General features: G+C 46.2%; 25 protein-coding genes and 1 pseudogene. 20 read left to right on the plus strand and 6 right to left on the minus strand.

Annotated features, from left to right (window positions below; all coding sequences use genetic code 11):
• Nucleotides 1-30: 30 nt before the first annotated feature.
• Nucleotides 31-930: a carboxylate/amino acid/amine transporter gene (locus PSI15_RS07725; protein ID WP_273583016.1), complete on the plus strand. Its 900-nt coding sequence runs from the start codon at nt 31-33 to the stop codon at nt 928-930.
• Here the strand turns inward: PSI15_RS07725 and metR are convergent.
• Nucleotides 815-1,771, minus strand: a complete 957-nt coding sequence (gene metR, locus PSI15_RS07730) for an HTH-type transcriptional regulator MetR (protein WP_273583017.1) — start codon at nt 1,769-1,771, stop codon at nt 815-817. The two genes, PSI15_RS07725 and metR, sit on opposite strands and share 116 nt — an antisense overlap.
• Nucleotides 1,772-1,879: 108 nt before the next feature.
• Between metR and metE the strand changes: the two genes are divergently transcribed.
• Nucleotides 1,880-4,159: a 5-methyltetrahydropteroyltriglutamate--homocysteine S-methyltransferase gene (gene metE, locus PSI15_RS07735; protein ID WP_273583018.1), complete on the plus strand. Its 2,280-nt coding sequence runs from the start codon at nt 1,880-1,882 to the stop codon at nt 4,157-4,159.
• A gap of 17 nt (nt 4,160-4,176) precedes the next feature.
• On the opposite strand, the pseudogene PSI15_RS07740 reads toward metE, so the two are convergent.
• Nucleotides 4,177-4,435 (minus strand): annotated as a pseudogene (locus PSI15_RS07740) (transposase); the annotation flags it as partial.
• 193 nt (nt 4,436-4,628) lie between these two features.
• Between PSI15_RS07740 and PSI15_RS07745 the strand changes: the two are divergent.
• The 12 genes from PSI15_RS07745 to hemB all read left to right on the plus strand — a co-directional run bounded on the left by PSI15_RS07745 (nt 4,629) and on the right by hemB (nt 15,632).
• Entirely contained in the window at nt 4,629-6,014 is a 1,386-nt protein-coding gene (locus tag PSI15_RS07745; protein ID WP_273583033.1) for a GntP family permease, read from the plus strand.
• 164 nt (nt 6,015-6,178) lie between these two features.
• The gene (udp, locus tag PSI15_RS07750) at nt 6,179-6,934 is read left to right on the plus strand and encodes a uridine phosphorylase (RefSeq protein WP_045972356.1); all 756 of its coding nucleotides are present in this window, start codon (nt 6,179-6,181) and stop codon (nt 6,932-6,934) included.
• A gap of 116 nt (nt 6,935-7,050) precedes the next feature.
• Nucleotides 7,051-7,833: a tyrosine-protein phosphatase gene (locus tag PSI15_RS07755; protein WP_273583019.1), complete on the plus strand. Its 783-nt coding sequence runs from the start codon at nt 7,051-7,053 to the stop codon at nt 7,831-7,833.
• 76 nt (nt 7,834-7,909) lie between these two features.
• Nucleotides 7,910-8,440, plus strand: coding sequence for a DedA family protein (locus PSI15_RS07760; protein ID WP_273583020.1), 531 nt, complete (start codon nt 7,910-7,912; stop codon nt 8,438-8,440).
• A gap of 54 nt (nt 8,441-8,494) precedes the next feature.
• Nucleotides 8,495-9,829, plus strand: coding sequence for a DNA recombination protein RmuC (gene rmuC, locus PSI15_RS07765; protein ID WP_273583034.1), 1,335 nt, complete (start codon nt 8,495-8,497; stop codon nt 9,827-9,829).
• Between the two features lie 76 nt (nt 9,830-9,905).
• Nucleotides 9,906-10,661 carry a bifunctional demethylmenaquinone methyltransferase/2-methoxy-6-polyprenyl-1,4-benzoquinol methylase UbiE gene (ubiE, locus tag PSI15_RS07770; RefSeq protein ID WP_273583021.1) on the plus strand — a complete coding sequence of 252 codons (756 nt, stop codon included), beginning with the start codon at nt 9,906-9,908 and terminating at the stop codon, nt 10,659-10,661.
• A gap of 1 nt (nt 10,662) precedes the next feature.
• A complete protein-coding gene (ubiJ, locus tag PSI15_RS07775) occupies nt 10,663-11,331 on the plus strand; it encodes a ubiquinone biosynthesis protein UbiJ (protein WP_273583022.1) in 669 nt (222 codons plus the stop codon).
• Entirely contained in the window at nt 11,318-12,958 is a 1,641-nt protein-coding gene (gene ubiB, locus PSI15_RS07780; RefSeq protein WP_273583023.1) for a ubiquinone biosynthesis regulatory protein kinase UbiB, read from the plus strand. The genes ubiJ and ubiB overlap by 14 nt, the downstream gene beginning before the upstream one ends.
• A gap of 95 nt (nt 12,959-13,053) precedes the next feature.
• Complete coding sequence (gene tatA, locus PSI15_RS07785) at nt 13,054-13,320, plus strand: Sec-independent protein translocase subunit TatA (RefSeq protein ID WP_273583024.1); 267 nt, start codon at nt 13,054-13,056, stop codon at nt 13,318-13,320.
• A gap of 3 nt (nt 13,321-13,323) precedes the next feature.
• Complete coding sequence (tatB, locus tag PSI15_RS07790; protein ID WP_045972344.1) at nt 13,324-13,746, plus strand: Sec-independent protein translocase protein TatB; 423 nt, start codon at nt 13,324-13,326, stop codon at nt 13,744-13,746.
• Nucleotides 13,747-13,750: 4 nt separating this feature from the next.
• Nucleotides 13,751-14,488, plus strand: a complete 738-nt coding sequence (gene tatC / locus PSI15_RS07795) for a Sec-independent protein translocase subunit TatC (protein WP_045973674.1) — start codon at nt 13,751-13,753, stop codon at nt 14,486-14,488.
• A 127-nt stretch (nt 14,489-14,615) separates the two neighbouring features.
• The gene (gene hemB / locus PSI15_RS07800) at nt 14,616-15,632 is read left to right on the plus strand and encodes a porphobilinogen synthase (protein ID WP_045972342.1); all 1,017 of its coding nucleotides are present in this window, start codon (nt 14,616-14,618) and stop codon (nt 15,630-15,632) included.
• Between the two features lie 54 nt (nt 15,633-15,686).
• Here hemB and rfaH read toward each other — a convergent pair whose 3' ends face one another.
• Nucleotides 15,687-16,175: a transcription/translation regulatory transformer protein RfaH gene (gene rfaH, locus PSI15_RS07805; protein ID WP_273583025.1), complete on the minus strand. Its 489-nt coding sequence runs from the start codon at nt 16,173-16,175 to the stop codon at nt 15,687-15,689.
• Between the two features lie 384 nt (nt 16,176-16,559).
• Between rfaH and ubiD the strand changes: the two genes are divergently transcribed.
• Together ubiD and fre are read left to right on the plus strand one after the other, a co-directional pair.
• Nucleotides 16,560-18,032 carry a 4-hydroxy-3-polyprenylbenzoate decarboxylase gene (gene ubiD / locus PSI15_RS07810; protein WP_273583035.1) on the plus strand — a complete coding sequence of 491 codons (1,473 nt, stop codon included), beginning with the start codon at nt 16,560-16,562 and terminating at the stop codon, nt 18,030-18,032.
• 10 nt (nt 18,033-18,042) lie between these two features.
• Nucleotides 18,043-18,744 carry an NAD(P)H-flavin reductase gene (fre, locus tag PSI15_RS07815; RefSeq protein WP_273583026.1) on the plus strand — a complete coding sequence of 234 codons (702 nt, stop codon included), beginning with the start codon at nt 18,043-18,045 and terminating at the stop codon, nt 18,742-18,744.
• Between the two features lie 180 nt (nt 18,745-18,924).
• Here fre and fadA read toward each other — a convergent pair whose 3' ends face one another.
• Nucleotides 18,925-20,088, minus strand: coding sequence for an acetyl-CoA C-acyltransferase FadA (fadA, locus tag PSI15_RS07820; RefSeq protein ID WP_273583027.1), 1,164 nt, complete (start codon nt 20,086-20,088; stop codon nt 18,925-18,927).
• Nucleotides 20,089-20,099: 11 nt separating this feature from the next.
• On the minus strand, nt 20,100-22,286 hold the full coding sequence (gene fadB / locus PSI15_RS07825) for a fatty acid oxidation complex subunit alpha FadB (RefSeq protein WP_273583028.1): 2,187 nt from the start codon (nt 22,284-22,286) through the stop codon (nt 20,100-20,102).
• Between the two features lie 273 nt (nt 22,287-22,559).
• Here fadB and pepQ point away from each other — a divergent pair, with 273 nt between their 5' ends.
• From pepQ to hemG, 4 genes are all read left to right on the plus strand, one after another.
• A complete protein-coding gene (gene pepQ / locus PSI15_RS07830; protein WP_273583029.1) occupies nt 22,560-23,894 on the plus strand; it encodes a Xaa-Pro dipeptidase in 1,335 nt (444 codons plus the stop codon).
• Nucleotides 23,894-24,505: an IMPACT family protein gene (locus PSI15_RS07835; RefSeq protein WP_273583030.1), complete on the plus strand. Its 612-nt coding sequence runs from the start codon at nt 23,894-23,896 to the stop codon at nt 24,503-24,505. Before pepQ ends, PSI15_RS07835 begins: the two co-directional genes overlap by 1 nt.
• Before the next feature lie 37 nt (nt 24,506-24,542).
• The gene (gene trkH, locus PSI15_RS07840) at nt 24,543-25,994 is read left to right on the plus strand and encodes a Trk system potassium transporter TrkH (protein ID WP_273583031.1); all 1,452 of its coding nucleotides are present in this window, start codon (nt 24,543-24,545) and stop codon (nt 25,992-25,994) included.
• Nucleotides 25,995-26,069: 75 nt separating this feature from the next.
• Nucleotides 26,070-26,612 (plus strand): menaquinone-dependent protoporphyrinogen IX dehydrogenase, encoded by a 543-nt coding sequence (gene hemG / locus PSI15_RS07845; RefSeq protein WP_045972323.1) that lies wholly within the window; start codon nt 26,070-26,072, stop codon nt 26,610-26,612.
• Between the two features lie 62 nt (nt 26,613-26,674).
• Here hemG and PSI15_RS07850 read toward each other — a convergent pair.
• Nucleotides 26,675-26,890: hypothetical protein (locus PSI15_RS07850; RefSeq protein WP_273583032.1), on the minus strand; the 216-nt coding region annotated here is incomplete at its 5' end.

Raw genomic sequence — 26,890 nt, forward strand, 5'->3', positions numbered from 1 at the left:
AGCAATAAAAAGGTAAAAGACCAATAAATTATGTGGCTGTTAACCATCACGACATTTTTGTGGGCCGCTTCATTCAGCCTGATCGGCGCTTATCTCGCGGGTCAGGTTGATAGCTGGTTTTCTGTTCTTGCCAGAGTTGTTCTGGCAGCAATGGTATTTTTACCATTTTTGCGTTGGCGCGGGTTATCACTGAAAGTCATTTCACTGTATATGGCCGTCGGTGCCTGTCAGTTGGGTGTGATGTATCTGTTTGTATTTCATGCCTATCACTATCTGACGGTGGCAGAATTTTTACTGTTTACCATCATGACGCCGCTCTATGTCACATTAATGTATGATCTGATGGGGCGTCAGCGATTGCGCTGGGGTTATGCCTTGAGTTCTTTATTGGCTGTGGCTGGCGCAGCGATTATTCGCTATGACCGATTAAGCGAATCTTTCTGGATTGGCTTGATGTTAGTGCAATTAGCCAATATTTTCTTTGCGATGGGTCAGGTCGGTTATAAGCGCTTGATGGAGATCCATCCAATCCCGCAGCGGGTGGCATTTTCATGGTTTTATCTGGGCGCGTGTGTTGTCGCCACGATGGGCTGGTTGATATTTGGTGATCCGCAAAAATTGCCCACCACTCAGCTACAGTGGGGCGTCTTGCTTTGGCTGGGGGTTGGGGCATCGGGCATTGGCTACTTTATGTGGAACTATGGGGCAACTCAAGTGGATGCCGGAACACTGGCGATTATGAATAATATGCTGGTTCCGGCGGGGTTGTTGGTCAATTTTGCAATCTGGCAGCAGCACCCTGACTGGCTGAGTTTTACCATTGGAGGCAGCCTGATTGTTGCGTCACTTTGGGTGCACCACCGCTGGATACTGAAACCCGTTTCACCAGCGGCAAATTGTCCACAGCGTGCTGACGCGCAGAACGAATAAAGGTATCAATCGCGGGTTGGCGCTGCTCTCCTTCTCGGCAGGCAGCGTACAATCTGCTCCATAATCCTTCTCCTAACGTTTGGGTGACAACCAATCCTTGCCTTTCGAAGGTTTCCACCGCCCAGTGCGGTAACGCGGCGATGCCCAAACGGGCGGCAACCATCTGAATCAACAGTAACGTATTGTCGACGGTTTTTAAGGTCGGCGTCACATCCGCCGGCTGGAGAAAACGTCGCCAGATATCAAGCCGTTGGCGCTGGACGGGGTAAATCAACAATGTTTCAGCCGCGAGATCTTGTGGGTGAATATCGCGTTTATTGGCCAGTGGATGATCCGGTGCAATCACCAGTTTCACTTCATAATCAAACAGCGGCGTATAGTGCAGATGACTGTCTGCAATAATGTCAGAGGTCAGAACAATATCCAGCTCGCGTTTTTGCAGTGCAGGTTGAGGATCAAACGTCACCCCCGATTTGAAATCCACATTCACCTGCGGCCAACTGTCACGAAAACGCTTGAGTGCCGGGGTCAGCCATTGAATACAGCTATGGCACTCAATGGCAATGCGTAAGTTGGTCTCTTCCGGTTCATGACATTGACGTAAGGAAGCTGTAACCAGCGGTAAGACTTGATCTGCTAACTTTAGTAATACTTCTCCTTGAGGTGTTAGCTTCAAGGGTTGGCTTTTGCGAATGAACAACTTAAATCCCAGCCGATGTTCTAATTCACTGAATTGATGGGAAAGGGCAGATTGTGTCTGATGCAAAGAATTTGCCGCCGCCGCGAGGGAGCCACAATGGTTCAATGCTTGCAGTGTTTTTAAGTGTTTTAGTTCGATCATGAAAAACCTTCAAGTTGATAATGAATAAATTGCGCTTGTGGTTTATACACTACCTGTTGATTATAGAAGTGTAAACATCTAGACGGCTAAAATTTTAGGGGTGACGACATGACAGTTTTGAATCATACATTGGGTTTTCCACGTATAGGCTTGAAAAGAGAGCTAAAAAAGGCACAAGAAAGCTATTGGGCGGGCAAAATTTCTCAACAGGAATTGCTGGAGACCGGCCGTGAATTACGTGCACGTCACTGGCAACAACAACAAGAAGCGGGCGTTGATTTAGTCCCCGTGGGTGATTTTGCCTGGTATGACCAAGTATTGACCACCAGCCTGTTATTGGGCAATGTTCCACCGCGTCATCAAAATGAAGAGGGTAAGATTGATCTGGATACCCTGTTCCGTATCGCCCGTGGCCGGGCACCAACAGGAACACCGGCGGCAGCGGCGGAAATGACGAAATGGTTCAACACCAATTATCACTATATCGTGCCTGAATTTCAGAAAGGGCAGGCATTTAAGCTGGGTTGGACGCAATTGCTGGACGAAGTGGATGAAGCACTGGCATTAGGGCACAAAGTCAAACCGGTTCTTTTGGGGCCCGTGACCTATTTATGGCTTGGTAAAGTGAAAGGTAAGGTTTTTGATCGCCTGTCTTTATTACAGGATATCCTGCCGGTATACCAGCAAGTATTGGCAGAACTGGCAAAACGTGGCATTGAGTGGGTACAGATTGATGAACCGGCTCTGGTGCTGGAGCTACCGGAAGCGTGGCTGGCGGCATTCTCAACGGCTTACCAATCACTTGAAGGGCAAGTGAAATTGTTGCTGACGACCTATTTCGATAGCATCGGCCACAATCTGGAAACCATAAAATCGCTGCCAGTGCAAGGACTGCATGTCGATTTGGTGGCAGGGCACGATTCGCTTGAGAATTTGGATCAATCATTGCCAGAAGATTGGCTGCTTTCATTGGGGGTAATTAATGGCCGCAATGTTTGGCGAGCGGATTTGAGTGAAAAATATCAACTTGTTGCGCCATTGGTGGGTAAAAGAACGGTGTGGATCGGGACTTCCTGTTCATTGCTGCATAGCCCCATTGACCTGAATGATGAAACCGGATTGGATGAAGAAGTGAAAAGCTGGTTTGCTTTTGCCTTGCAGAAATGTGCGGAACTTTCTTTGCTGTCACAGGCATTGAATGAACCAGAAGGCAGTAAACAGGCTGAGCTGGATGCTTATAGCGCCCCCATTCGCGCCCGTCGCAGTTCCACAAGAGTGAATAATTCTGCGGTCGCTGAACGCATTGCAGGCATTAAGCCACAGGACAGTGAACGCCATCAGGCCTATCCTGAGCGTGCCAAGCTCCAGCGTCAACGTTATAACTTACCACTGTGGCCAACCACCACCATAGGCTCATTCCCGCAGACAACAGAAATTCGCAGCCTGCGTCTCGATTTCAAAAAAGGTCGGGTGGACAGTACGCATTACCGAACCAATATCAGTGACCATATCAAACAAGCGGTGCAAGAACAGGAGCGTCTGGGGCTGGATGTATTGGTACATGGTGAAGCTGAACGTAACGACATGGTGGAATATTTCGGTGAACACTTCGACGGCTATGTCTTTACCCAAAATGGCTGGGTGCAAAGTTACGGTTCCCGTTGCGTAAAACCACCGGTCATCATTGGCGATATTAGCCGACCAGAGGCGATAACAGTAAATTGGGCGACCTATGCACAATCTTTAACTGATAAGCCCGTCAAGGGCATGTTAACGGGACCGGTGACCATTCTCTGTTGGTCATTCCCAAGGGAAGATATCAGCCGTGAAACCATCGCTAAACAGATCGCACTGGCTTTGCGTGATGAGGTTGATGATTTGCAAAAAGCCGGCATTGGTATCATTCAAATTGATGAACCTGCATTACGTGAAGGCTTGCCACTGCGCCGGGAAGAGTGGAAGGAATATCTGGCGTGGGCGGTGGATGCTTTCAAACTGAGTGCTGCCATTGCGCAAGATGATACCCAAATCCATACCCATATGTGTTATTGCGAGTTCAATGACATTATGCCATCCATTGCAGCACTGGATGCGGATGTGATCACCATTGAAACTTCTCGCTCGGATATGGAACTGCTGGATTCGTTTGAAGATTTCTCTTATCCGAATGAGATCGGGCCTGGTGTGTATGATATTCACTCACCAAATGTGCCTGGCGTTGAATGGATAGAGGCATTGTTACGCAAAGCAGCTGAACGTATCCCCGTTGAGCGTTTATGGGTAAACCCAGACTGCGGTTTAAAAACCCGCGGTTGGACAGAAACCCGACAAGCGTTGGCCAACATGGTCGAAGCAGCAAAACGCCTGCGTTCTTCATTGAACAGCTAACTTAACCCGAATTTTGTTTAAGCCGTCACTGAAAAATCGTCTTCCGAATCTGAATGGAAAACTTTCCGTGATGGCTTCTTTGACTTAAGGTAATAAGCAATCAACCCCTAAAATGGCCAACCTGAACCCTTTTATACGTCGGTGGCGTGAGTGCGCTATTTGAGAAAGGGGTTTTAATTGCCCATTAATCATTTTAATAATAAAACGCTTTGGTAACATTATCTTATCTCATTCAGCTTGTAGGCGTGCTTTCATATTACGGCGTTTTTGAGTGATTTCCTTCTTTCCATTGCGATTTTTCCCCATCATTTCGTTTTTCAACTATCCCTGTCTTGTAAGATATCCCAACGCGCTATGAAGGCAGGTGCTTGAGATATACTGGTGGCGCAGGTTTTGAGCCAGCAGTAATTTATTCAGTGATGCCATTTGTGCATTTATCGCCAGTAATACAGATTGATGAGGTTTTATGATGGAGTTTTATATTCCAATGATTGGATTGGGAGTGGCGGTATTTACGCTGATTTTTCTGGTCTTACGCACTCGCGTTCATGTGCTTATTGCGATGCTAATTGCAGCCGTAATCGCTGGAATATCCGGCGGGTTGACGATGAGCAATGTCGTTGAAGTGATGACAAAAGGGTTTGGTTCGACATTAGGCAGCATCGGGATCGTGATTGGGTTAGGATGTATGATGGGGCGGATATTGGAAGTCTCTGGCGCAACCGAACGGATCGCCTATAGCTTGATTAAATGTCTGGGTAAAAGACGCGAAGAGTGGGCTTTGGCGATGACAGGTTATATTGTCAGTATTCCCATATTTGTGAATTCAGCTTTTGTGATCCTCTATCCGCTGGTGAAGGCATTGGCGAAACAAGGTAAACGCAATGTCTTGTCCCTTGGGGTGGCGCTGGCTGGCGGGTTAGTGGTGACTCACCATATTGTTCCCCCAACGCCGGGGCCGCTTGCGGTAGCCGGAATATTCGGCGTGAGTATCGGCCAGATGATGCTGGCAGGCATGATACTGGCGGTTCCCTGTGTTATTGGGATCACCTGCTATGCAAAGTGGTTGGAGACGAAATATCCTGAATATCAGCTTGATAATACCGAAAAAAATGCAGAGAGTTTGCAACAAGCTCATCAGCGTTATCTGGCAGAAAAAGAGCAAAAACCGCTGCCGAGCCTGTTTCTTTCCCTTTTGCCGATTGTTGTGCCCATTGTTCTGATGTTTATTGGCGTCATTAATGGAATGGTACTGGGAACGGATGAATTTGCTGGCAAGGAAAATGCTATCTATTTTCAAATCCTTAATTTTCTGGGGTCGCCGATTATTGCGCTGGCAATCAGTGTATTACTGGCGGTTTATACCCTAATGCCAAACGCCAGTAAACACGAAGTCACCGAACATTTGGAAACCGGGCTAAAAAGTGTGGGCATTATTTTGTTGGTGTCAGGCGCGGGAGGGGCATTGGGCGCGGTATTAAATGAAAGCGCCACCGGGACAATATTGGCGCACTATGTCGCCAGCCTGCCAATAACTCCCGTTTTGATCCCGTTTATCATCGCAACGCTGATACGCATAATCCAAGGTTCTGGCACGGTAGCAATGATAACCGCTGCTTCCATTTCAGCGCCTATTATCAAGCAGATACCGGATGTGAATATGTTGGTAGCGGCGCAAGCAGCGGTGATGGGTACCCTGTTTTTCAGTTACTTTAATGACTGTTTTTTCTGGGTGGTTAACCGGATGATGGGGATTACCCATGTGAGGCAGCAGATTATCGTCTGGTCGATTCCTACCACCATTGCATGGGGAATTGGATTATGTGGTGTACTGCTGCTTAATCTCGTTATGTAAATAGCGATGGCGATTTTCTGTTTTAAATGTGATTAAAATCACAAATATGTGTATGCGTTTCTTTATGAAGTTAATTAAAGATGATTTAAATCACTAAAAAGTGTCAGAGTATTGACTAAATTTAGGTATTCATATTTTGAATCATGCCCGTTGAGGAGTCTGATATGTCTGATGTATTTCACTTAGGTATTACCAAAAGCGACCTGCAAGGCGCGACTCTGGCGATTGTGCCAGGCGATCCTAACCGTGTTGAGAAAATTGCACGGCTGATGGATAACCCGGTACATCTGGCTTCCCACCGTGAATTTACCACCTGGCGCGCAGAAATTGACGGAAAGGCCGTTGTGGTTTGCTCTACCGGCATCGGTGGCCCTTCAACGTCGATAGCAGTAGAAGAGCTGGCACAATTGGGCGTGCGTACTTTCCTGCGTATTGGCACAACGGGGGCGATTCAGCCACATATCAATGTCGGCGATGTCTTGGTCACGACCGCAGCGGTGCGGTTGGACGGTGCCAGCTTACACTTTGCCCCAATGGAGTTCCCAGCGGTGGCTGATTTTGCGTGTACCAATGCACTGTACGAAGCCGCAAAAGCCTCAGGCTCTGCTACCCATGTGGGTATTACCGCCTCTTCCGATACCTTCTATCCAGGACAAGAGCGTTACGATACCTATTCTGGCCGTGTGGTTCGCCGTTTTCAGGGTTCCATGCAAGAGTGGCAGGAAATGGGGGTCATGAACTTTGAGATGGAGTCAGCAACATTACTGACGATGTGTGCAAGTCAGGGATTGCGTGCGGGGATGGTGGCCGGCGTGATCGTTAACCGTACCCAACAGGAAATCCCGGATGTTGAGTTGCTGAAAAAAACAGAAAGCAACGCGCTGGGAATTGTTGTGGAAGCCGCTCGCCGCCTGCTGTAATGCCTTTCATCAAGGGTCAGAGCATTCTGGCCCTGTCGTTTATGTTCTCTTCCTTTCATGGCAAAATCTGTTAATGTCATAACGTTTTGTATCTTTTAACCGCAACAAGAGTGACTATGACCACAACATTGCTATCTCATCCTTCACTGCTTCCTTTGAATGGCGGCATTAATTTTCGTGATTTAGGTAATAACACACTGAATAATGGCGCTAAAATTAAATCAGGATTGTTATTTCGTTCCGGTTCACTGGATAAGTTGACAGAAAGCGATCAGGCTTTTTTAATCGGCAAAAACCTTTTACAGATCATTGATTATCGTGATAACAGCGAAATCATGGATAAACCCGATCAGATATGGACGGGAGCGCACTATCACCATGCGCCAGCCAATCCGCTTGCCAAAGAAGTGGATGCTAATCTGGATAAGTTAGGCAAAGAGATACTGGAGCAATTCGACGCGAAAGTCTTTATGTCTCGCTTATATGAATTGCTGCCCATTAATAACCCGGCTTATAAAACGTTAGCGACATTATTGCTGCAACCGGAGAAAGGCGGAATTGTACAACATTGCGCGGTGGGTAAAGACCGGACGGGAGTCGGCTCCGCACTGGTTTTATTCGCATTGGGCGCGGATTTGGATACGGTGATGGAAGATTATTTGTTGACCAATGTCACATTGGCACCGTACCGGGACTATTTATTGAATGAACACGCAAAAATGATGAGTGAAAGCGTAGTTGAAAAATTTGCCTATGTTTATTCAGTCAGGGAAGAGTTTTTAATGACCGCACTCAATAGCATTAACCGGCATTATGGCAGCGTAGATATTTGGCTGGAAAAAGATATCGGGCTGGATATGGCTGCGCGTGAAAAACTACAAGCCTATTTTCTTGAGTAAAAATATCAGGTTAGCATTGGGCTGATTGCTCAGGGCTAACTGATGACATACCACTGATAACACAGGAAAGATTAATGTGAGTCTGCATGAAATCATCGAACTGGTCGTAAACTTCGTAAAAGCCCATGAAATTTGGGCCATTCCCATCATTTTCTTGCTTGCATTTGGTGAATCATTGGCATTTATTTCCCTGTTATTGCCGGCAACGATCATTTTGTTGGGGTTAGGCGCATTAATTGGTGAAAGTGGGTTAACTTTCTGGCCAATCTGGGTCTCTGCGGCTGCCGGTGCTTTCTTTGGTGATTGGGTTTCCTACTGGTTTGGTTTCCATTACAAAGAAAATGTCGGCAAGATGTGGCCACTTTCCCGCCATCCTCACACATTGGTTCGTGGACATCGGTTCTTTGAGCGATGGGGCGTATGGGGCGTTTTCATTGGGCGTTTTTTTGGCCCGTTGAGGGCAGTTGTACCGCTGGTGGCGGGGATTTGTGCTATGCCAAGACGCCATTTTCAGCTCGCCAACTTCTCTTCTGCCTTGATTTGGGCATTCGGTATCTTAGCCCCAGGCGCCTTTGGCCTGCGCTGGTTAGCCAAGTGGATGGGATAATTAAATCAAAATGGTGTTAGCGAGGGTGTTTAGGTGGATATCCAGTGGTTGTATATGCTGATTGGCGGCTTGAGTGGATTGCTGGGCGGAGGGATCTTCGTCTGGCTTTCTGTTCAGCAGAGAATCCGGCAAAAAGAGCAGGAACTGCGTGAATTATATAGCCAACTGGCGGTCAGCCATGAAAAGCTGGAACAATCCCATTATTGGCGTACTGAATGTGATCAACTAAACCAGGCGTTGTTGGCTCAACGCGAAATTAATAGCGTGCAGGAAGCGGAATTACGGGAATGGAGTACCCGGCTTGAAGAAACCCGGTTGGCCGCGGAGGAAAAACAGCGTTTATTGATCAACAGTGAACAACGATTAAGTAGCCAATTTGAAAACCTCGCCAATCGCATCTTTGAACATAATCAACGCCGTACCGACGAACACCATCGCCAAAACCTTAATACTCTTTTGATGCCCTTTCGTGAACAACTTGAGGGATTCCGCCGTCAGGTACAAGACAGTTTTGGGCAGGAGGCGCGTGAACGCCATACTCTGACCCATGAAATTCGTAATCTCCAGCAACTCAATGCACAGATGGCAAAAGAGGCCATCAATCTCACAAAGGCGCTGAAAGGCGATAATAAAATGCAGGGAAATTGGGGAGAAATGGTATTAGCGCGGGTTTTGGAAGCATCCGGCTTGCGTGAAGGGCATGAGTTCGATACACAGGTTAATATCAAAGCTGAAAACAGCGCACGTTTTCAACCTGATGTGATTGTGCATCTGCCACAGGGAAAAGATGTCATTATTGATGCCAAAATGTCGCTGGTCGCTTATGAACGTTATTTCAACAGTGAGGATGAAGAGCAACAGGCACAGGCATTACAGGAACATATTAACTCAATCAAAGGGCATATTCGTGGCTTGGGCCGAAAAGATTATCAGCAATTGCCCGGATTGCGATCGCTGGATTATGTTTTGCTATTTATTCCCGTGGAACCGGCTTATTTGGTTGCGCTCAATCAGGCGCCAGAGTTACTTGATGAAGCATTGAAACATAATATCATGCTGGTTAGCCCCTCCACGTTGTTGGTGGCTATTCGCACGATCAATAACTTGTGGCGTTATGAATATCAAAGCCAAAATGCCCGCCTGATTGCGGATAAGGCGGCCAGAATGTATGACAAAATGCGGTTGTTTGTGGATGATATGCAGGGGTTGGGGCAAAGCCTTAACAAAGCACAGGCAAGTTACCATTTCGCCATGAAAAAGCTGGTTGAGGGCAGGGGAAACTTGATTAGTCAGGCCGAAGGATTTCGTGATTTAGGTGTGGATGTGAAACGTCCTATTGATTCACAGTTCATTGATAAATCTTTCCAATCGTTGCAGATAAATGAGTGAACTCTGAATAGGGTTTTATCGGAAAGGCTGGTACACTGGCTATAAATTTTTTTTGAATAAAAAGCGGACAATTAACATGGCAGATCAATCAAAAGAAACCACTGATTTTGGTTTCCGCACCGTAGCCAAAGAAGAAAAAAAAGAGATGGTGGCAGAGGTGTTTCACTCTGTGGCCGCAAAATATGACTTAATGAATGATTTGATGTCATTTGGCATTCATCGTATCTGGAAACGTTTCACGATTGAAACCAGTGGTGTTCGCCGTGGTCATAAGGTGCTTGATCTGGCCGGCGGAACCGGTGACCTGACCGCAAAATTCTCCCGCATTGTGGGGGAAAAAGGTCAAGTGGTTCTGGCGGATATCAACGACTCCATGTTGAGAGTCGGGCGCGAAAAATTACGCGATATCGGGATCGTCGGCAATGTCAGTTATGTGCAAGCCAATGCCGAAGAGTTGCCTTTCCCGGATAACCATTTTGACTGTATTACCATTTCCTTCGGTTTGCGTAATGTCACGGATAAAGAAAAAGCACTGCGTTCCATGTATCGGGTACTTAAACCGGGCGGGCGTTTATTGGTGCTGGAGTTTTCCAAACCGGTACTGGCACCGTTGAGCAAGGTTTATGATGCCTATTCATTCCATGTCTTGCCTAGAATCGGCCAGATGGTTGTGAAGGATGCGGACAGTTACCGTTATCTGACAGAATCCATCCGGATGCACCCTGATCAGGAAACCTTAAAAAACATGATGGAAGAAGCGGGTTTTGACCAGGTTTATTACACCAACATGACGGGTGGGATCGTTGCACTGCACAAAGGGTTCAAATTCTGACATGGAAACACCCTCATCAAGCCATAGCATGCGTCCTGCGATATCCCATGATCAGGTGCTGTTTCCGGTATTGACCGCCTTTCTGGAAACCACCCTGAATCATCTGTTATACCGTGAAGCGGTACTAAAGCCTGCCCGTTTAAGACTGGCAGGTAAAATACTGTCTATCGAACTAAAAGAAATCGAAACACCTTTGATACTGATATTCAGTGACAGGCGAGTGGATGTTTTGAGCCAATGGTCAGAGCCAGCGGATTGCTCAATGAAAACCACGATCCCGGCGCTGCTCAAGCTACGGGATCGTCAGTGTCTTTCAGCCCTGATTAACAGCGGTGACATTGTTATTGAAGGGGATATGCAGGTTATTCAACAATGGTCTGCTTTGCTGGATATGTCAGAGTGGGACCCGGCTCATCACCTTTCCCCTTATGTCGGTGATATTGCCGCGGAAGGTCTTAGCCGGATGATGAAGAAGGGTTTTGCATTTGCCGGTAATACCCTTGCCAGGAAGAAAACGTATTTTACCGAATCATTGACGGAAGAATGGAACCTGGTTCCCGGTGCATTGGAAGTGGCCTATTTCAGTGAAGAAGTTAATGCGGTTGCCAATCAGGTAAACCAACTCGAAAAACGCTTGGCGGCACTGGAGGGAAAGCATGACGCCCAGTGAAATTAGGCGACTTTACTTTATCATCCGCGTCTTTCTTACCTACGGGCTGGATGAACTTATCCCCAATATTCGCTTGACATGGCCGTTGCGTTTTGGGCGTTATTTCCTGTTTTGGCTCCCTAACCGGCATCAGGACAAGCCTCTCGGCGAACGCTTGCGTTTGGCATTACAAGAACTCGGCCCGGTCTGGATCAAGTTTGGTCAAATGCTCTCCACGCGCCGTGACCTATTCCCGCCGGCGATCGCCGATCAACTTTCGATGTTACAAGATCGGGTGGTTTCTTTTGATGGCGCAGTGGCGCGAAAATCGATTGAAACGGCATTAGAGGGGCCGCTGGAAACGTGGTTTGAGGATTTTGATCCCCAACCACTGGCTTCTGCTTCTATCGCTCAGGTACATACTGCCCGGTTGAAGGAAAATGGCAAAGACGTAGTCCTGAAAGTGATCCGCCCGGATATTCTGCCCGTCATTAAAGCTGACGTGCGGTTAATGTATCGTTTGGCAAATCTGGTTCCGCTTTTGCCTGATGGTCGTCGTCTTCGCCCACGTGAAGTGGTGAGAGAATATGAGAAGACGCTGCTTGATGAGCTGAATTTATTACGTGAAGCCGCAAACGCAATCCAATTGCGCCGTAATTTTGAAGATAGCCCGGTGCTCTATGTGCCAGAAGTCTATCCTGATTATTGCCGGGAAAATGTTTTGGTTATGGAACGTATCTATGGCATTCCGGTGTCCGATGTGGCGGCTTTAGAGGCGCAAAACACCAATATGAAATTATTGGCGGAACGCGGGGTTCAGGTCTTCTTCACCCAAGTATTTCGCGATAGTTTTTTCCATGCAGATATGCATCCCGGTAATATTTTTGTCAGTTATGACAAGCCGGAAGATCCGACTTATATCGGCATCGATTACGGTATTGTCGGCTCTTTGAATAAAGATGATAAACGCTATCTGGCCGAAAATTTCATTGCTTTCTTCAATCGTGATTATCGTCGGGTCGCTGAACTGCATGTCGATTCGGGTTGGGTGCCAGCCGATACCAATGTGGAAGATTTTGAATTTGCCATCCGTACCGTTTGTGAGCCGATTTTTGAAAAACCGCTGGCTGAAATCTCGTTTGGGCATGTTCTGCTGAACCTTTTCAATACCGCCCGGCGTTTTAATATGGCGGTTCAGCCTCAGTTGGTTCTGCTACAAAAAACCCTGTTGTATGTTGAAGGCTTGGGTCGTCAACTTTATCCTCAGCTTGATCTGTGGAAAACAGCAAAACCTTTTCTGGAAGATTGGCTGCATGATCAGGTTGGTCTTCCCGCTATCGTTCGTGCCTTTAAAGAGAAGGCGCCTTATTGGGCGGAAAAGCTACCGGAGCTGCCGGAACTGGTGTATGGCACGCTCCAACAGCACCGACGTTTACAGAGCAGTATTGATCAGATATCGCAACAATTCAGGGAGCAACAGATCAGGCAGCGCAAATCGCTTTATTTATTGGGGATTGGTGCAACGCTCTTTATCTGTGGTAGTTTGTTTTTTATCGTCGATCAGAAACACTTGGCATGGGGCATGATAGGGGCTGCAATAGCAGCATGGGGATTGGGCTGGCGTCATTTAAACAAGCGTCAGTCATAACCCCGCAGCGCGGGGAGAGAATAAATGCATCTTGAAGTGCGACGCGTATATAATTAAATCACTAGTAATATTCTGATGAATAGAGGTAGGTCAGTATGGGTGGTATAAGTATTGGGCAATTACTCATCATTGCTGTCATTGTCGTTTTGGTGTTTGGTACGAATAAACTTCGCACCTTGGGTTCAGATTTGGGTGAATCCATCAAAGGCTTTAAAAAGGCCATGAGTGATGATGAAAAACCCGAACAGCCGGAAAAAATGAGTCAGGATGCTGATTTTGACACGAAAAACCTCACTGAAAAGTCTACGGCAGCGCAATCTGAAAAATCAGAGAATAAAAGTAAAGACAAAGAGCAGGTATAAACCGTGTTTGACATTGGTTTTGGTGAACTACTGTTAGTGATGGTCATCGGCTTGGTTGTTCTGGGGCCGGAGCGTTTGCCTATTGCCGTCAAAACAGTGGCCGGGTGGATTCGGGTATTGCGCTCGCTGGCGGCGAATGTCCAGAATGAACTGGCTCAGGAACTGAAATTGCAGGAGCTTCAGGACACGCTGAAAAAAATGGAAGAAAAAGCCGATATGCAGTCATTGTCGCCAGAATTGAAGGCAACCATGGAAGAATTAAAGGAAGCGGCGGAATCATTGAAAAAACAGTATCAGTTGCAGCCGGACGAAATGAGTGAATTGGAAGAAGACGAAACGCATTTTCATTCTTCGACATCCCAATCGGCTGAAAAACCAGAGCAACAGAAAAAAACATCTCCTGAACAAGCAAATGGCGAACACTGAAAACATGTCTGTGGATGATACCCAACCTCTTATCAGTCACTTGATTGAACTGCGTAAGCGGATTTTAAATAGCTTAATTACCGTGCTGATCGTGTTTCTGGCATTGGTCTATTTTTCCAATGATATTTATCGGCTGATTGCAGCGCCTTTAATGGATCAATTACCGAAAGGCGCAAACATGATTGCGACAGATGTTGCATCCCCTTTTTTTACCCCGATTAAACTGACTGTGATGGTGTCTATCTTTGTTTCGGCACCGATGATCCTTTATCAAGTATGGGCATTTATTGCACCGGCACTGTATAAGCACGAACGCCGTTTGATTATGCCTCTGCTGTTTTCCAGTAGTGTCTTGTTTTATATGGGAATGGCATTCGCCTATTTTGTCGTTTTTCCCATTGCATTTGGTTTCTTTGTCAATACTGTGCCAGCCGGGGTGGTGATCTCGACGGATATCAGCAATTACCTGAGCTTTGTCATGGCGCTGTTTATGGCTTTTGGCGTTTCATTTGAAATACCCATTGCCATTATTCTGCTGTGTTGGAGTGGCGTAGTCACGCCACAATCGCTGAAAAGAAAACGGCCTTATATTTTAGTCGGGGCGTTTGTGGTGGGGATGCTGTTAACACCGCCTGATGTTTTCTCACAAACTTTGTTGGCGGTTCCCATGTATTTGCTGTTTGAACTGGGGATTTTGCTTTCACAGTTTTATGTTGGCAAAAATGTTGGCAAAAAAAAATAATCTGATGCCAAACATTCATGGTTATCGCTAACTGATTGAGGGTGTTAACATCATTATCACGAAGCGATGCTTATTGACCCAGTCACCCAGCGCGTTGTCGCTGGGTTTTTTTACATTAGGAGAATGTATGAGCTATGTATTTCCGGGCGCATTTCCCGGTCGTCGTATGCGCCGTATACGCCGTCATGATTTTTCCCGCCGCTTGGTTGCTGAAAATCAACTGACGGTTAATGACCTGATTTATCCCGTATTTGTTATGGAAGGGTCAAATCAACGTCAGGAAGTACCGTCAATGCCAGGAGTGTATCGTCTGACAATCGATCTTTTGCTGAAAGAAGCAGAAGAGATTGCCCGACTGGGTATTCCTGTTTTGTCTCTGTTTCCGGTAATTGAAGCAGACAAAAAATCACTGGATGCGAAAGAAGCCTATAATCCAGACGGTTTGATCCAGCGTTCTGTGCGTGCCCTGAAAGATGCGGTGCCTGAATTGGGCCTTTTGACCGATGTCGCACTCGATCCATTTACGACCCACGGTCAGGATGGGGTGATTGATCAGGATGGCTATGTTATCAATGACATTACCAAAGATATTCTGGTCAAGCAGGCATTGTCCCATGCGGAAGCCGGCGCTGAAATTGTCGCCCCAAGCGATATGATGGATGGCCGTATTGGTGCTATCCGTGAGCAGCTTGAGCTGGATAATTACATCAATACCCAAATCATGGCTTATTCTGCCAAATACGCTTCTTGTTACTATGGGCCATTCAGGGATGCCATTGGTTCCAGCGGCAACCTGAAAGGGGGGAATAAGATGACCTATCAAATGGACCCCGCCAACAGTGATGAGGCATTGCAGGAAATTGCGCAGGATTTGCAGGAAGGTGCCGATAGCGTCATGGTGAAACCGGGTATGCCGTATTTGGATGTGCTCCGTCGGGTGAAAGAGACTTTTGGTGTGCCGACATTTGCTTATCAGGTTTCTGGCGAATATGCCATGCATATGGCAGCCATTCAAAATGGTTGGTTGAAAGAGCAACCCGCGATTATGGAATCGTTATTGTGTTTCAAACGAGCGGGTGCCGATGGCGTGCTGACCTATTTTGCCAAGCGTGTGGCACAGTGGCTGCATGAACAAAAATATTGATTATCGCTATAGCGTGGTTATAAAAGAAAACGGGCAATTTTGCCCGTTTCTTAATTAGACTTTGATGAAGTGCTTATTATCCAAAACCTTAGAAACTTCTTTATTGAGAATATTCAGTAAGAGAATAGAACGGGTTTCCCCATCCGGTTCGTTATAAATGGCTTGAATACCCTCGAAGATCCCCTCAGTGATCAAGACCGTATCACCCGTAATTGGGGTCTCAGGTGCGATATATTCTTGCTCAGTCACAGACATTAATTCATCGATTAATGTCTGTGGAACAATGGCCGGATAAGTGCTGAACCGAACAAAATTATTTACACCACGGGTTGAGTTAACGGTAGTGGTATGAATAACTTCGGGATCAAAGTGAACAAACAAATAATTGGGAAACAATGGTTCAGTAACGGTGGTTCGTTTACCCCGAATGATTCTTTCAATTTTGGCTGTAGGTGTTAGGCAAATAACATCTTGTCTCTCTAAGTTCTCTATTGCCCGAGAGATTTGCCCACGTTTACAGTAAAGAAGATACCAATTTCCCATAATATTTTGACTCCGTTACGTAGAATGTCTAGCATAACAAAAGCAGTACTCAAGGGTCATCAATAAAAATAGAAGTCATTTAAAGTGTAAGTCGTATTTTTTTATATTCTACCGCTTTTATTTCCATACAAGTCTGTATATTACGTTTTAGGTATTTTTTTCAGCGGCTAAGTTACCTAATGTCATATCATATCTGCGGACACAGGTGCAATGCACGATGAGCAAATTGCAGCGTTTTGCATCATTTCCCAGTATCTGAGGAATCTGCCCCACAAGATTGCACTAAATCCATTGCCTTTTAGCGGGTTATGAGTTTACCTTGTAACCCTCATGAGAGGGTTTATAATGACTTTCCCTCCTAAAAAATCGGCACAAATGAATAACATGAAATATCGCGATTTAAGAGACTTTCTTGCCTTGTTAGAACAATCAGGTGAATTAAAACGAATTCAGATGGAAGTCGACCCCTATCTGGAAATGACTGAAATTGCAGATCGTACTCTTCGTGCCGGTGGCCCTGCCTTATTATTTGAAAATCCTAAGGGATATTCGATGCCTGTGTTATGCAATTTGTTTGGGACACCTAAACGTGTTGCCATGGGAATGGGGCAGGATGATGTTAAGGCACTGCATGATGTAGGTAAGTTATTGGCTTTCCTTAAAGAGCCTGAACCACCAAAAGGTTTTCGTGATTTGGTCGATAAGCTGCCTAAATTCAAACAAGTATTGAACATGCCAACCAAGCGCCTTAATGCTGCACCTTGTCAGGAGCAGGTTTGGGTGGGAGATGAGGTGGATCTCACCCGTATTCCGGTCATGCATTGTTGGCCAGAAGATGCCGCGCCATTGATTACATGGGGATTGACGGTGACCAAGGGGCCGAATAAAGAGCGCCAGAACTTGGGTATCTACCGTCAGCAGGTATTGGGTAAAAACAAACTGATTATGCGCTGGTTATCACATCGTGGCGGTGCACTTGATTTTCAGGAGTGGTGTCAGGCATATCCAGGGGAGCGTTTTCCGGTGGCTGTTGCGTTGGGGGCTGATCCTGCCACGATATTGGGTGCGGTGACCCCAATTCCTGATACGTTGTCTGAATATGCGTTTGCTGGATTGTTGCGTGGGCATAAAACGGAAGTTGTAAAATGCCTATCCAATGATCTGGAAGTGCCTGCCGGCGCTGAAATTATCCTTGAAGGTTATATTGAGCCGGGTGAAATGGCACCGGAAGGGCCATATGGTGATCATACCGGCTATTACAATGAAGTCGATATGTTCCCCGTCTTGACGGTAACCCATATTACCCAACGCAATGATGCTATCTATCATTCCACTTACACCGGTCGTCCGCCGGATGAACCAGCGGTGCTGGGTGTTGCGTTGAATGAAGTTCTGGTGCCAATTTTACAAAAACAATTTCCTGAAATTGTGGATTTTTACTTGCCGCCAGAGGGCTGCTCTTATCGACTCGCGATCGTGACAATGAAAAAACAGTATGCAGGTCATGCCAGGCGAGTGATGATGGGCGTTTGGTCATATCTGAGGCAATTTATGTATACAAAATTTGTTATCGTTTGTGATGATGATATTAATGCGCGAGATTGGAATGATGTCATCTGGGCGATAACAACGCGAATGGATCCGCAGAGAGATACTGTCTTAATGGAAAATACCCCCATTGACTATCTCGATTTTGCCTCTCCTGTTTCTGGATTAGGTTCAAAAATGGGGTTAGATGCAACCAATAAATGGCCAGGAGAGACACAAAGGGAATGGGGGCGCCCGATAGTGATGAGCGATGAGGTTCGGGCCCGTGTCGATGAAATTTGGGATCAATTAGATATTTTGAAGCGATAAGAGGGAACGCATGACAATATTAAGTTGTAAAGTAACATCGGTTGACTCCATTACAGATACAGTTTATCGGGTTCGTTTATTACCTGACTCGCCTTTTTCTTTCCGTGCAGGGCAATATTTGATGGTGATTATGGATGAAAGGGATAAGCGCCCTTTTTCCATGGCATCACCACCGTCAGAAAAACAGCTCATTGAGCTGCATATTGGGGCTTCTGAGCTAAATCTCTATGCGATGGCAGTCATGGATAGGATCTTGGATCAGAAAGTCATCGATATTGATATTCCACACGGTCAGGCATGGTTTCGTGAAGACAGCGAAAATCCGATGTTATTGATTGCGGGTGGAACGGGGTTCTCATATACACGTTCTATCTTATTGGCGGCATTGGAAAAAAATCCCAACCGTGAAATTGCTATCTATTGGGGCGGACGAGAGCTGCAACATCTTTATGATTTAAATGAGTTGCAGTTATTGAGTGAACGTTATCTCAATTTGACCGTTGTTCCGGTGGTTGAACAGGTTGATGAACACTGGCGCGGGAGAACCGGCACCGTGCTGAGCGCAGTTTTAGAAGATTTCGGCAGTTTGGCAAATCATGATATCTATATTGCCGGTCGCTTTGAGATGGCTAAAATTGCCCGTGAACGGTTCTGTAGTGAACGTGATGCCTCTGTTGATCGTATGTATGGCGATGCGTTTGAGTTTATTTGAGCCGTTTGTCGATAAGTCGTTTTACTGAATAAGAAATAAAAAACCCGCCCCTGACAGGCGGGAAACTACGGCAACAACTTATCAGAGTGATGCAATAGACAAGACAGACAAGGGAAAAACCGTTAAATTTCAATCATCAAGTCGGCTACGTTCTCTATTCCAGTAGCCAACTTCTGATCGTTAGACTCTTTCAATAATCGTGGCGATACCTTGGCCTAACCCGATGCACATGGTTGATAGCCCGAACTGAACATCTTTACGTTCCATCAAGTTAAGCAGGGTAGTGGTAATGCGAGTACCAGAACAGCCTAATGGATGACCAAGAGCAATTGCGCCACCATTCAGGTTGATTCTGTCATCCATACTCTCCAGCAGATTCAGCCCTTTTACACAAGCCAGGGATTGTGCCGCAAATGCTTCGTTCAATTCCATGACGCCAATGTCCGCAAGACTTAATCCGGCTTTCTTCAAGGCCATTTGGGTAGCAGGCACCGGGCCATAACCCATGATAGATGGATCACAGCCGACAACTGCCATTGAGCGGATACGAGCGCGAGGCTTTAACCCTAACTCTTTCGCTTTGCTTTCGCCCATGATCAGCATGGCTGAGGCGCCATCAGAAAGCGCTGAGGAGTTACCCGCAGTCACACTGCCGGTGACGGGATCAAAAACAGGACGTAGCGCAGCCAAATCTTTTAGATTAGTCTCTGAGCGGATCACTTCATCGAAAGTGACGAGTTTTATATTCCCGTCGGCATCATGTCCATATATCGGCACGATTTCGTTGGCGAACGCCTTTGATTCGGTGGCTTGTGCTGCGCGTTGATGAGAACGCAGGGCAAACTCATCCTGCATTTCACGGCTAATGTTATACATTTTGGCCAGCATTTCGGCTGTCAGCCCCATCACACCGGCTGCTTTGGCAACATTGCGGCTTAACTTAGGATGAAAGTCGACACCGTGTGTCATGGGAACATGCCCCATGTGCTCAACACCGCCAACCATCACAATACTGGCATCACCCGTCATAATCATGCGGGCACCGTCGTGCAGTGATTGCATTGAAGAACCACAAAGGCGGTTAACCGTGACGGCGGGGACGGAATGGGGTATCCCTGCCAGCAATGCAGCGTTACGTGCGATATTGAACCCTTGTTCCAGGGTTTGTTGCACACATCCCCAGGAAATATCATCGATATCTTCAGGTTTAACGGCAGGATTGCGCTTAAGTATGGATTTCATCAGATGTGCAGAGAGATCTTCGGCACGGACCTGACGGAATACACCCCCTTTTGAGCGCCCCATTGGGGTACGGATACCATCAATAATAACTACGTTTTCCATGTTTTCAGACCTCACGCTTTTTCACCTGGATTAACAGCAAGTTCTGCCGGTGCAGGGTAGTAACTTTCATTGCTTTCGGATTTTGCTTTCAGGCCCGCGGGTACGTGATACAGGGCGCCTAAATGCGCATAGCTTTCTGCCATCTTCACGTAGGCTGCGGTTCCCATAGTATCCAAGTAACGGAAAACACCACCGTGGAATGGCGGGAAGCCCAAGCCATATACCAGTGCCATATCTGCTTCTGCCGGGCTGGCAATGACACCTTCTTCCAAACAACGAACAACTTCGTTAATCATCGGGATCATGGTTCGGGCAATGATCTCTTCGCCAGAGAAAGCCTGTTTCGGTTTGCTGATACCAGCCAGTAACTGATCGGTCGTTTCATCCTGCGCTTTTTTCGGTTTGCCTTTTTTATCCTGGACATATTGATAAAAACCGACGCCATTCTTCTGACCATAACGCTGATTTTCAAATAATACATCAATGGCATCCCGATAATCGCGGCTCATGCGGTCTGGGAAACCTTGGGCCATAACCGCCTGTGCATGGTGAGCGGTGTCAATGCCGACAACATCAATCAGATAAGCGGGACCCATTGGCCAGCCAAACTCTTTTTCCATGATTTTGTCGATTTGGCGGAAATCACCACCATCACGCAGCAACATGCCAAAACCCGCCAGATAAGGGAACAATACGCGGTTGACAAAGAAGCCAGGGCAGTCGTTAACCACGATGGGGGTTTTACCCATTTTACTGGCATACGCGACAACGCTGGAAATCGTCTTATCTGAGGTTTTTTCTCCACGGATGATTTCGACCAACGGCATACGATGCACTGGGTTAAAGAAATGCATGCCACAGAAGTTTTCCGGGCGTTTGAGTGATTTTGCTAATTCAGTGATTGGGATGGTGGAGGTATTAGAAGCTAAAATGCAGTCATCGCTGAGATGGGATTCTGCTTCTGCCAAAACCGCCGCTTTGATTTTAGGATTCTCAACCACAGCTTCAACCACAATCTGGGATTGCTCAATACCGGCATAATTCAGGGTGGGTTGAATCGATGCCAGAATCTTGGCCATCTTCATGGCATCTAAGCGCCCACGCTCAAATTGTTTATTCAGCAACTTGGCTGCTTCGTTGACACCTAAATCCAGCGCTTTTTGATTGATGTCTTTCATCAGAACAGGAATGCCCTTGCGCGCTGATTGATAGGCAATACCGCCACCCATAATCCCTGCACCCAATACCGCCGCATGTTCAGGTGTCGTAACGGCTTGCAGGTGTTTTTTCGCCAGCCCCTTAACATATTGGTCATTCAGGAAGATACCGACTAAAGCACGGGCGACAGGGGTGTGTGCCAATGATACAAAACTGGCGGATTCCAGTTTCAGGGCTTCATCGCGACCCAGTGTCGCCGCTTTTTCAATGGTTTTTACCGCAGTGATGGGTGCCGGATAATGAGAACCGGCCACTTTCATTACTAACCCTTTTGCTACGGTGAAACTCATGGTACGTTCGATCTCATTGAGATTCAGTGGCATCAGTTTAGGCTGGCGAGCCGCTTTCCAATCCAAATCTCCCCGAATGGCTTGCTCCAACACTGAAACCGCAGAATCACGTAATTTTTCGGCAGAAACGACAGCATCAACCAAACCATTTTTCAACGCTTCTTCAGCGCCAATATCTTTTCCGGCGGAAATGATTTCGAGAGCATTATCCGTACCAATCAAGCGCGGCAGACGGACAGAACCCCCGAACCCTGGCATGATGCCCAGTTTTGTTTCGGGCAATCCGATACGCAGATCCGGGGAGGCGACACGAAAATCGGTTGACAGGACTAATTCACATCCCCCGCCAAGGGCGTAGCCATTGATAGCGGAGAGAGTTGGAACAGGGAGATCTTCTATGCGGTTAAAAATATTGTTGGCGAGATCCAGTAATTCGTGCAGTTTTTCTGCGGGTGCATTAAATAGCGATAAAAATTCTGTGATGTCTGCGCCGACAATAAACGCGGGTTTTTCAGAACGTATCAGCAACCCTTTTAGTTCAATTGCTTGCTCAAGGGCGGCAACGGCCTGATCCAGTGACGTCACCGTTTTTGTATCTAATTTATTAATTGCAGCCGGTGCATTGAAGATCAGTTCAGCAATGCCATCTTTTAGCCATTTTACTTGAATAGTTTCACTTAGGTAGAGCATGTCATTCTCCTCAATGAGTGCATACCATCTGGTATGACCAGATGAGATTGATTGTGATTAATGTGTTAATTTAATGCAAACTAATGATTATTTTTTTGTAGGGCGGATCACAGGTAAGATTTATGACGGGAAGCAATATATTTTGTTAGTGCTTTGAAAAATATAAATATATTTACTCAACTTCAGAAACAGTGTTTTTCACGTGCTAGCTCCCACTATCGTGAATTGTGGTAATATTTAACCTCCTGCCAAAAAATCAAAAGGCTAGTTAAGATGGAAAAGTTGGCATCTCTGTATCAGGAACACATTAAAACCTTACAAAAACGTGTCCGCGAAATCTTGGCACGAACTCAGCTTGACGCCCTGTTGATTCACTCAGGTGAATCATTAAGGGTTTTTCTTGATGACAGCCATTACCCGTTTAAGGTCAATGCCCACTTTAAGGCTTGGGTGCCTGTGACCAAAGTGCCGAATTGCTGGTTGTGGATTGATGGTGTCAGTAAACCTAAACTCTGGTTTTATTCACCGGTAGATTATTGGCATAGCGTGGAACCCCTGCCCAACGGCTACTGGACTGATGAAATAGACTTGTTTCATTTGGCAAACGCTGACGATATCAGCACCAAACTAAATGGATTATCAAAACAGAACACCGCTTATATTGGTGAACAAACTGAGCGTGCCAAATCTTTAGGCATTCTTGATCGCCATATCAACCCCAAAACCGTCTTGGACTATTTAGATTACCATCGTTCCTATAAAACAGATTACGAATTGGCGTGTATGCGTGAGGCGCAGAAAACGGCCGTCAATGGTCATCAGGCCGCCTATGATGCCTTTTTGTCTGGCGTGAGCGAATTCGAAATCAATATGTTTTATTTGATGGCAACCGGGCACCGCGATACTGATGTTCCCTATGATAATATTATCGCCTTAAATGAAAATGCCGCAGTTTTGCATTACAACAAATTACAACAAAGGGTTCCGGCTGAAATTCGCAGCTTCTTAATTGATGCCGGTGCGGAATATCATGGTTATGCTGCGGATATCACCAGAACCTATGCTGCAAAACCGAATAATAATTTCGCTTCACTGATAAAGGATCTGAATGAAGAGCAGCAAGCGCTCATCGGCACAATTAAAACGGGAGTCCGCTATACCGATTACCATATTAATATGCATCAGCGTATAGCCAAGATACTGAAAAAACATGATATTATTCATGGTATCAGTGAAGAGGGCATAGTTGAGAAAGGATTGACAATCCCCTTTTTTCCGCACGGGCTTGGTCATCCCCTGGGTTTGCAGGTACATGATGCGGCTGGATTTATGCAAGATGACAGAGGAACCCATCAGGCGGCTCCGCAAAAACATCCTTATTTGCGTTGTACCCGTATCTTAGAACCAAGAATGGTGTTGACCATTGAGCCTGGGCTCTATTTCATTGAAACGTTATTAGCGCAGTGGCGTGAAAGCGAATATCGCCAGCATTTTGATTGGAGAAAAATCGATATGTTGAAACATTATGGCGGGATTCGTATCGAAGATAACATCGTTATTCACGATGGAAAAATTGAGAATATGACCAGAGATTTACAATTATCCTGATGAAGCCTTATTTGATCCCTGCGGCTTCAGTCAGCTTTACTGAAGAAATAAAAAAGAGTCGTTTCATTACCCTGCTGGAACATACCAGCGGGGTGGATGAAGCTAAGTTATTTATCCAAAGCATCAAGGAACAATATCCTGATGCCCGGCATCATTGCTGGGCTTTTGTGGCAGGTGCGCCGGATGATTCCCAACAGTTGGGGTTTTCTGATGATGGTGAACCTACCGGAACGGCCGGTAAGCCTATGATTGCCCAATTAATAGGAAGTGGCTTGGGCGAAATTACCGCGGTATCCGTTCGCTATTTTGGCGGCATAAAACTGGGTACAGGGGGGTTGGTAAAAGCCTATGGCAATGGTGTGCAGCAAGCGCTGAAATTGGTGCAGACCGAATATAAAGTGCCGCAGAAGTTGTATCAGTTACAGTGTGAGTACTCGCATATTTCAATGGTAGAACAGTTGCTACACCAATTCTCAGGGCAAGTGATCGCCAGTGATTATACTGAAAATGTCACGCTGCAAGTCTCGCTGCCCGCTACCCTTGTCGGGGAGATAGGTGATAAATTACGGGATTTGAGCCGTGGTGCGCTGTTTTTAACACCAAAATCATAATTATTTCGTCATATCGGATTCTTAAGGAACCAGCCGAATGCATTTTCGCGCCATAACCCGTATTGTTGGGCTACTTGTTATTCTTTTCTCTGTCACAATGATTATTCCGGGCTTGGTGGCATTGATTTATCGCGATGGCGCAGGCAGGGCATTCAGCCAGACATTTATCTTTGCTCTCGTCATTGGCTTAATCTTGTGGGTGCCTAATCGGGAACAAAAAGCTGATCTTAAACCGAAAGAGGGCTTTTTGATTGTCGTCCTATTTTGGACGGTGTTGGGAAGCGTGGGGGCATTGCCATTTATTTTTTCTGAAAAACCTAACCTTTCAATCACAGATGCCTTTTTTGAATCATTTTCCGGCTTGACGACAACCGGGGCGACAACGCTTGTTGGCCTTGATTCCCTGCCCAAAGCGATTCTGTTCTACCGACAAATGTTGCAATGGTTGGGGGGCATGGGGATCATTGTGCTGGCTGTGGCGATCTTACCGCTGCTTGGCGTTGGAGGAATGCAGCTTTATCGGGCAGAAATGCCGGGGCCATTGAAAGATAATAAAATGCGTCCGCGTATCGCAGAAACGGCCAAAACACTCTGGCTGATTTATGTCTTGCTGACCATCGCCTGTGCGCTGGCACTTTGGGGCGCGGGGATGTCGGTATTCGATGCGATTTCCCATAGCTTCTCTACCATCGCGATTGGTGGGTTTTCCACTCATGATGCCAGTGTCGGTTTTTTCAATAGTCCGGTTATCAACACGATTATTGCCATTTTCTTGTTAATTTCAGGCTGTAATTTCGGTCTGCATTTTGCGGTGCTGTCTGGACGAAGTTTGAAAGTTTATTGGCGTGATCCAGAATTCCGTATGTTCATTACTATCCAGTTGGCATTATTGGTAATCTGTATGCTGATACTGTGGCAACATTCCGTTTATGAATCAGAATGGGAAGCATTGAATCACGCTTTTTTTCAGGTTGTCTCTATGGCGACAACGGCTGGGTTTACTACGGACACTTTCGCCCATTGGCCACTGTTTTTACCTTTCCTGCTGTTATGTTCTGCATTTATCGGGGGATGTGCGGGTTCGACGGGCGGCGGTCTCAAGGTTATCCGTATTTTGTTGTTGTTCCTGCAAGGCTCGCGTGAATTAAAGCGCTTAGTGCATCCGAACGCGGTCTATACCATTAAATTAGGGCGGCGAGCCTTACCGGAACGAATTATTGAAGCCGTATGGGGATTTTTTTCAGCTTACGCGCTGGTCTTCGTCATTAGCATGTTGCTACTGATCGCAACGGGTGTTGATGAATTTTCTGCTTTTTCTGCCATCGCAGCCACATTGAATAACTTGGGGCCAGGATTGGGTAGCGTTGCTGATAACTTTACGACGATGAATCCGATGGCTAAATGGATATTGGTTGTCACTATGTTATTTGGACGTTTGGAAGTGTTCACATTATTAGTCCTGTTTACCCCAACTTTTTGGCGCGAATAATGCTGGTGTGAACAATGTTGGCGTGAATAGTGATCCATCTTTATATGTGAAATTCTGTTTAATAAGGGCGTATCTATGAGCTATTTGTTGCTCTATTCTACTCAGGATGGGCAGACTAAAAAAATTGTTACCCGTATCGCAGAGAATCTCCGCCGTGCTGGTATTCAGTGTGACTTAAGAAATCTTTCGACAGTGAAGCAGGTCAACTTGCAGTCTTATCAAAAAGTCATGATAGGGGCATCAATACGTTATGGTCGTTTCAATTCCGTACTGCATCATTTTGTCATTCACCATCAAAAACTACTGAACCAAATGCCAACGGCCTTCTTTGGTGTCAATCTAACGGCGAGAAAGCCAGAAAAAAGAACACCAGAGACGAACGCTTATGTCCGTAAGTTTTTAATCAAAAGCCCGTGGCAACCTGATTTATGTGACGTCTTTGCGGGAGCGCTACGTTATCCACGCTATCGTTGGTTGGATCGCATCATGATTCAGTTCATTATGCGTATGACCGGAGGAGAAACAGATACAACAAAAGAAATCGAATACACCGATTGGGAGCAGGTCGATCGTTTTTCGGAGGCGTTTTTACAAATATCGTGTGATAAAGCGCCTTAAAAATCGTCTTTTTGCTGATTATTGCCCCGTTTTGAGGAAAAAAAACACGAACGGAAGAAAAATCAAAAAAAACTATTGTCAGCGCCGTAAAACTCCCTATAATGCGCCACCACTGACCGACGCCAAGCTGAGAACAGCCGCGAAGGGAAGCGGAAAGAAAGCGAAAATAAACACTTGACTCCGGAGGCAAAAAGCGTAAGATACGCAGCCTCGCAACCCGGCACAAACACCCGGTTGCCAACGCTCTTTAACAAATTAATCAGACAATCTGTGTGGGC

It is taken from the genome of Xenorhabdus sp. PR6a, from assembly GCF_028599065.1.
Classification (GTDB): domain Bacteria; phylum Pseudomonadota; class Gammaproteobacteria; order Enterobacterales; family Enterobacteriaceae; genus Xenorhabdus; species Xenorhabdus doucetiae.

Coding starts and splice junctions, on each gene's coding strand:
- PSI15_RS07835 (WP_273583030.1), top strand. CDS start 23,894: ATGAAGCCTTATTTGATCCCTGCGGCTTCAGTCAGCTTTACTGAAGAA.
- rfaH (WP_273583025.1), bottom strand. CDS start 16,175: ATGGGAAATTGGTATCTTCTTTACTGTAAACGTGGGCAAATCTCTCGG.
- rmuC (WP_273583034.1), top strand. CDS start 8,495: ATGCTGATTGGCGGCTTGAGTGGATTGCTGGGCGGAGGGATCTTCGTC.
- metR (WP_273583017.1), bottom strand. CDS start 1,771: ATGATCGAACTAAAACACTTAAAAACACTGCAAGCATTGAACCATTGT.
- ubiB (WP_273583023.1), top strand. CDS start 11,318: ATGACGCCCAGTGAAATTAGGCGACTTTACTTTATCATCCGCGTCTTT.
- fadA (WP_273583027.1), bottom strand. CDS start 20,088: ATGGAAAACGTAGTTATTATTGATGGTATCCGTACCCCAATGGGGCGC.
- udp (WP_045972356.1), top strand. CDS start 6,179: ATGTCTGATGTATTTCACTTAGGTATTACCAAAAGCGACCTGCAAGGC.
- fre (WP_273583026.1), top strand. CDS start 18,043: ATGACAATATTAAGTTGTAAAGTAACATCGGTTGACTCCATTACAGAT.
- PSI15_RS07745 (WP_273583033.1), top strand. CDS start 4,629: ATGGAGTTTTATATTCCAATGATTGGATTGGGAGTGGCGGTATTTACG.
- ubiE (WP_273583021.1), top strand. CDS start 9,906: ATGGCAGATCAATCAAAAGAAACCACTGATTTTGGTTTCCGCACCGTA.
- PSI15_RS07725 (WP_273583016.1), top strand. CDS start 31: ATGTGGCTGTTAACCATCACGACATTTTTGTGGGCCGCTTCATTCAGC.
- hemB (WP_045972342.1), top strand. CDS start 14,616: ATGAGCTATGTATTTCCGGGCGCATTTCCCGGTCGTCGTATGCGCCGT.
- hemG (WP_045972323.1), top strand. CDS start 26,070: ATGAGCTATTTGTTGCTCTATTCTACTCAGGATGGGCAGACTAAAAAA.
- fadB (WP_273583028.1), bottom strand. CDS start 22,286: ATGCTCTACCTAAGTGAAACTATTCAAGTAAAATGGCTAAAAGATGGC.
- ubiJ (WP_273583022.1), top strand. CDS start 10,663: ATGGAAACACCCTCATCAAGCCATAGCATGCGTCCTGCGATATCCCAT.
- PSI15_RS07755 (WP_273583019.1), top strand. CDS start 7,051: ATGACCACAACATTGCTATCTCATCCTTCACTGCTTCCTTTGAATGGC.
- metE (WP_273583018.1), top strand. CDS start 1,880: ATGACAGTTTTGAATCATACATTGGGTTTTCCACGTATAGGCTTGAAA.
- trkH (WP_273583031.1), top strand. CDS start 24,543: ATGCATTTTCGCGCCATAACCCGTATTGTTGGGCTACTTGTTATTCTT.
- ubiD (WP_273583035.1), top strand. CDS start 16,560: ATGAAATATCGCGATTTAAGAGACTTTCTTGCCTTGTTAGAACAATCA.
- pepQ (WP_273583029.1), top strand. CDS start 22,560: ATGGAAAAGTTGGCATCTCTGTATCAGGAACACATTAAAACCTTACAA.
- tatA (WP_273583024.1), top strand. CDS start 13,054: ATGGGTGGTATAAGTATTGGGCAATTACTCATCATTGCTGTCATTGTC.
- tatC (WP_045973674.1), top strand. CDS start 13,751: ATGTCTGTGGATGATACCCAACCTCTTATCAGTCACTTGATTGAACTG.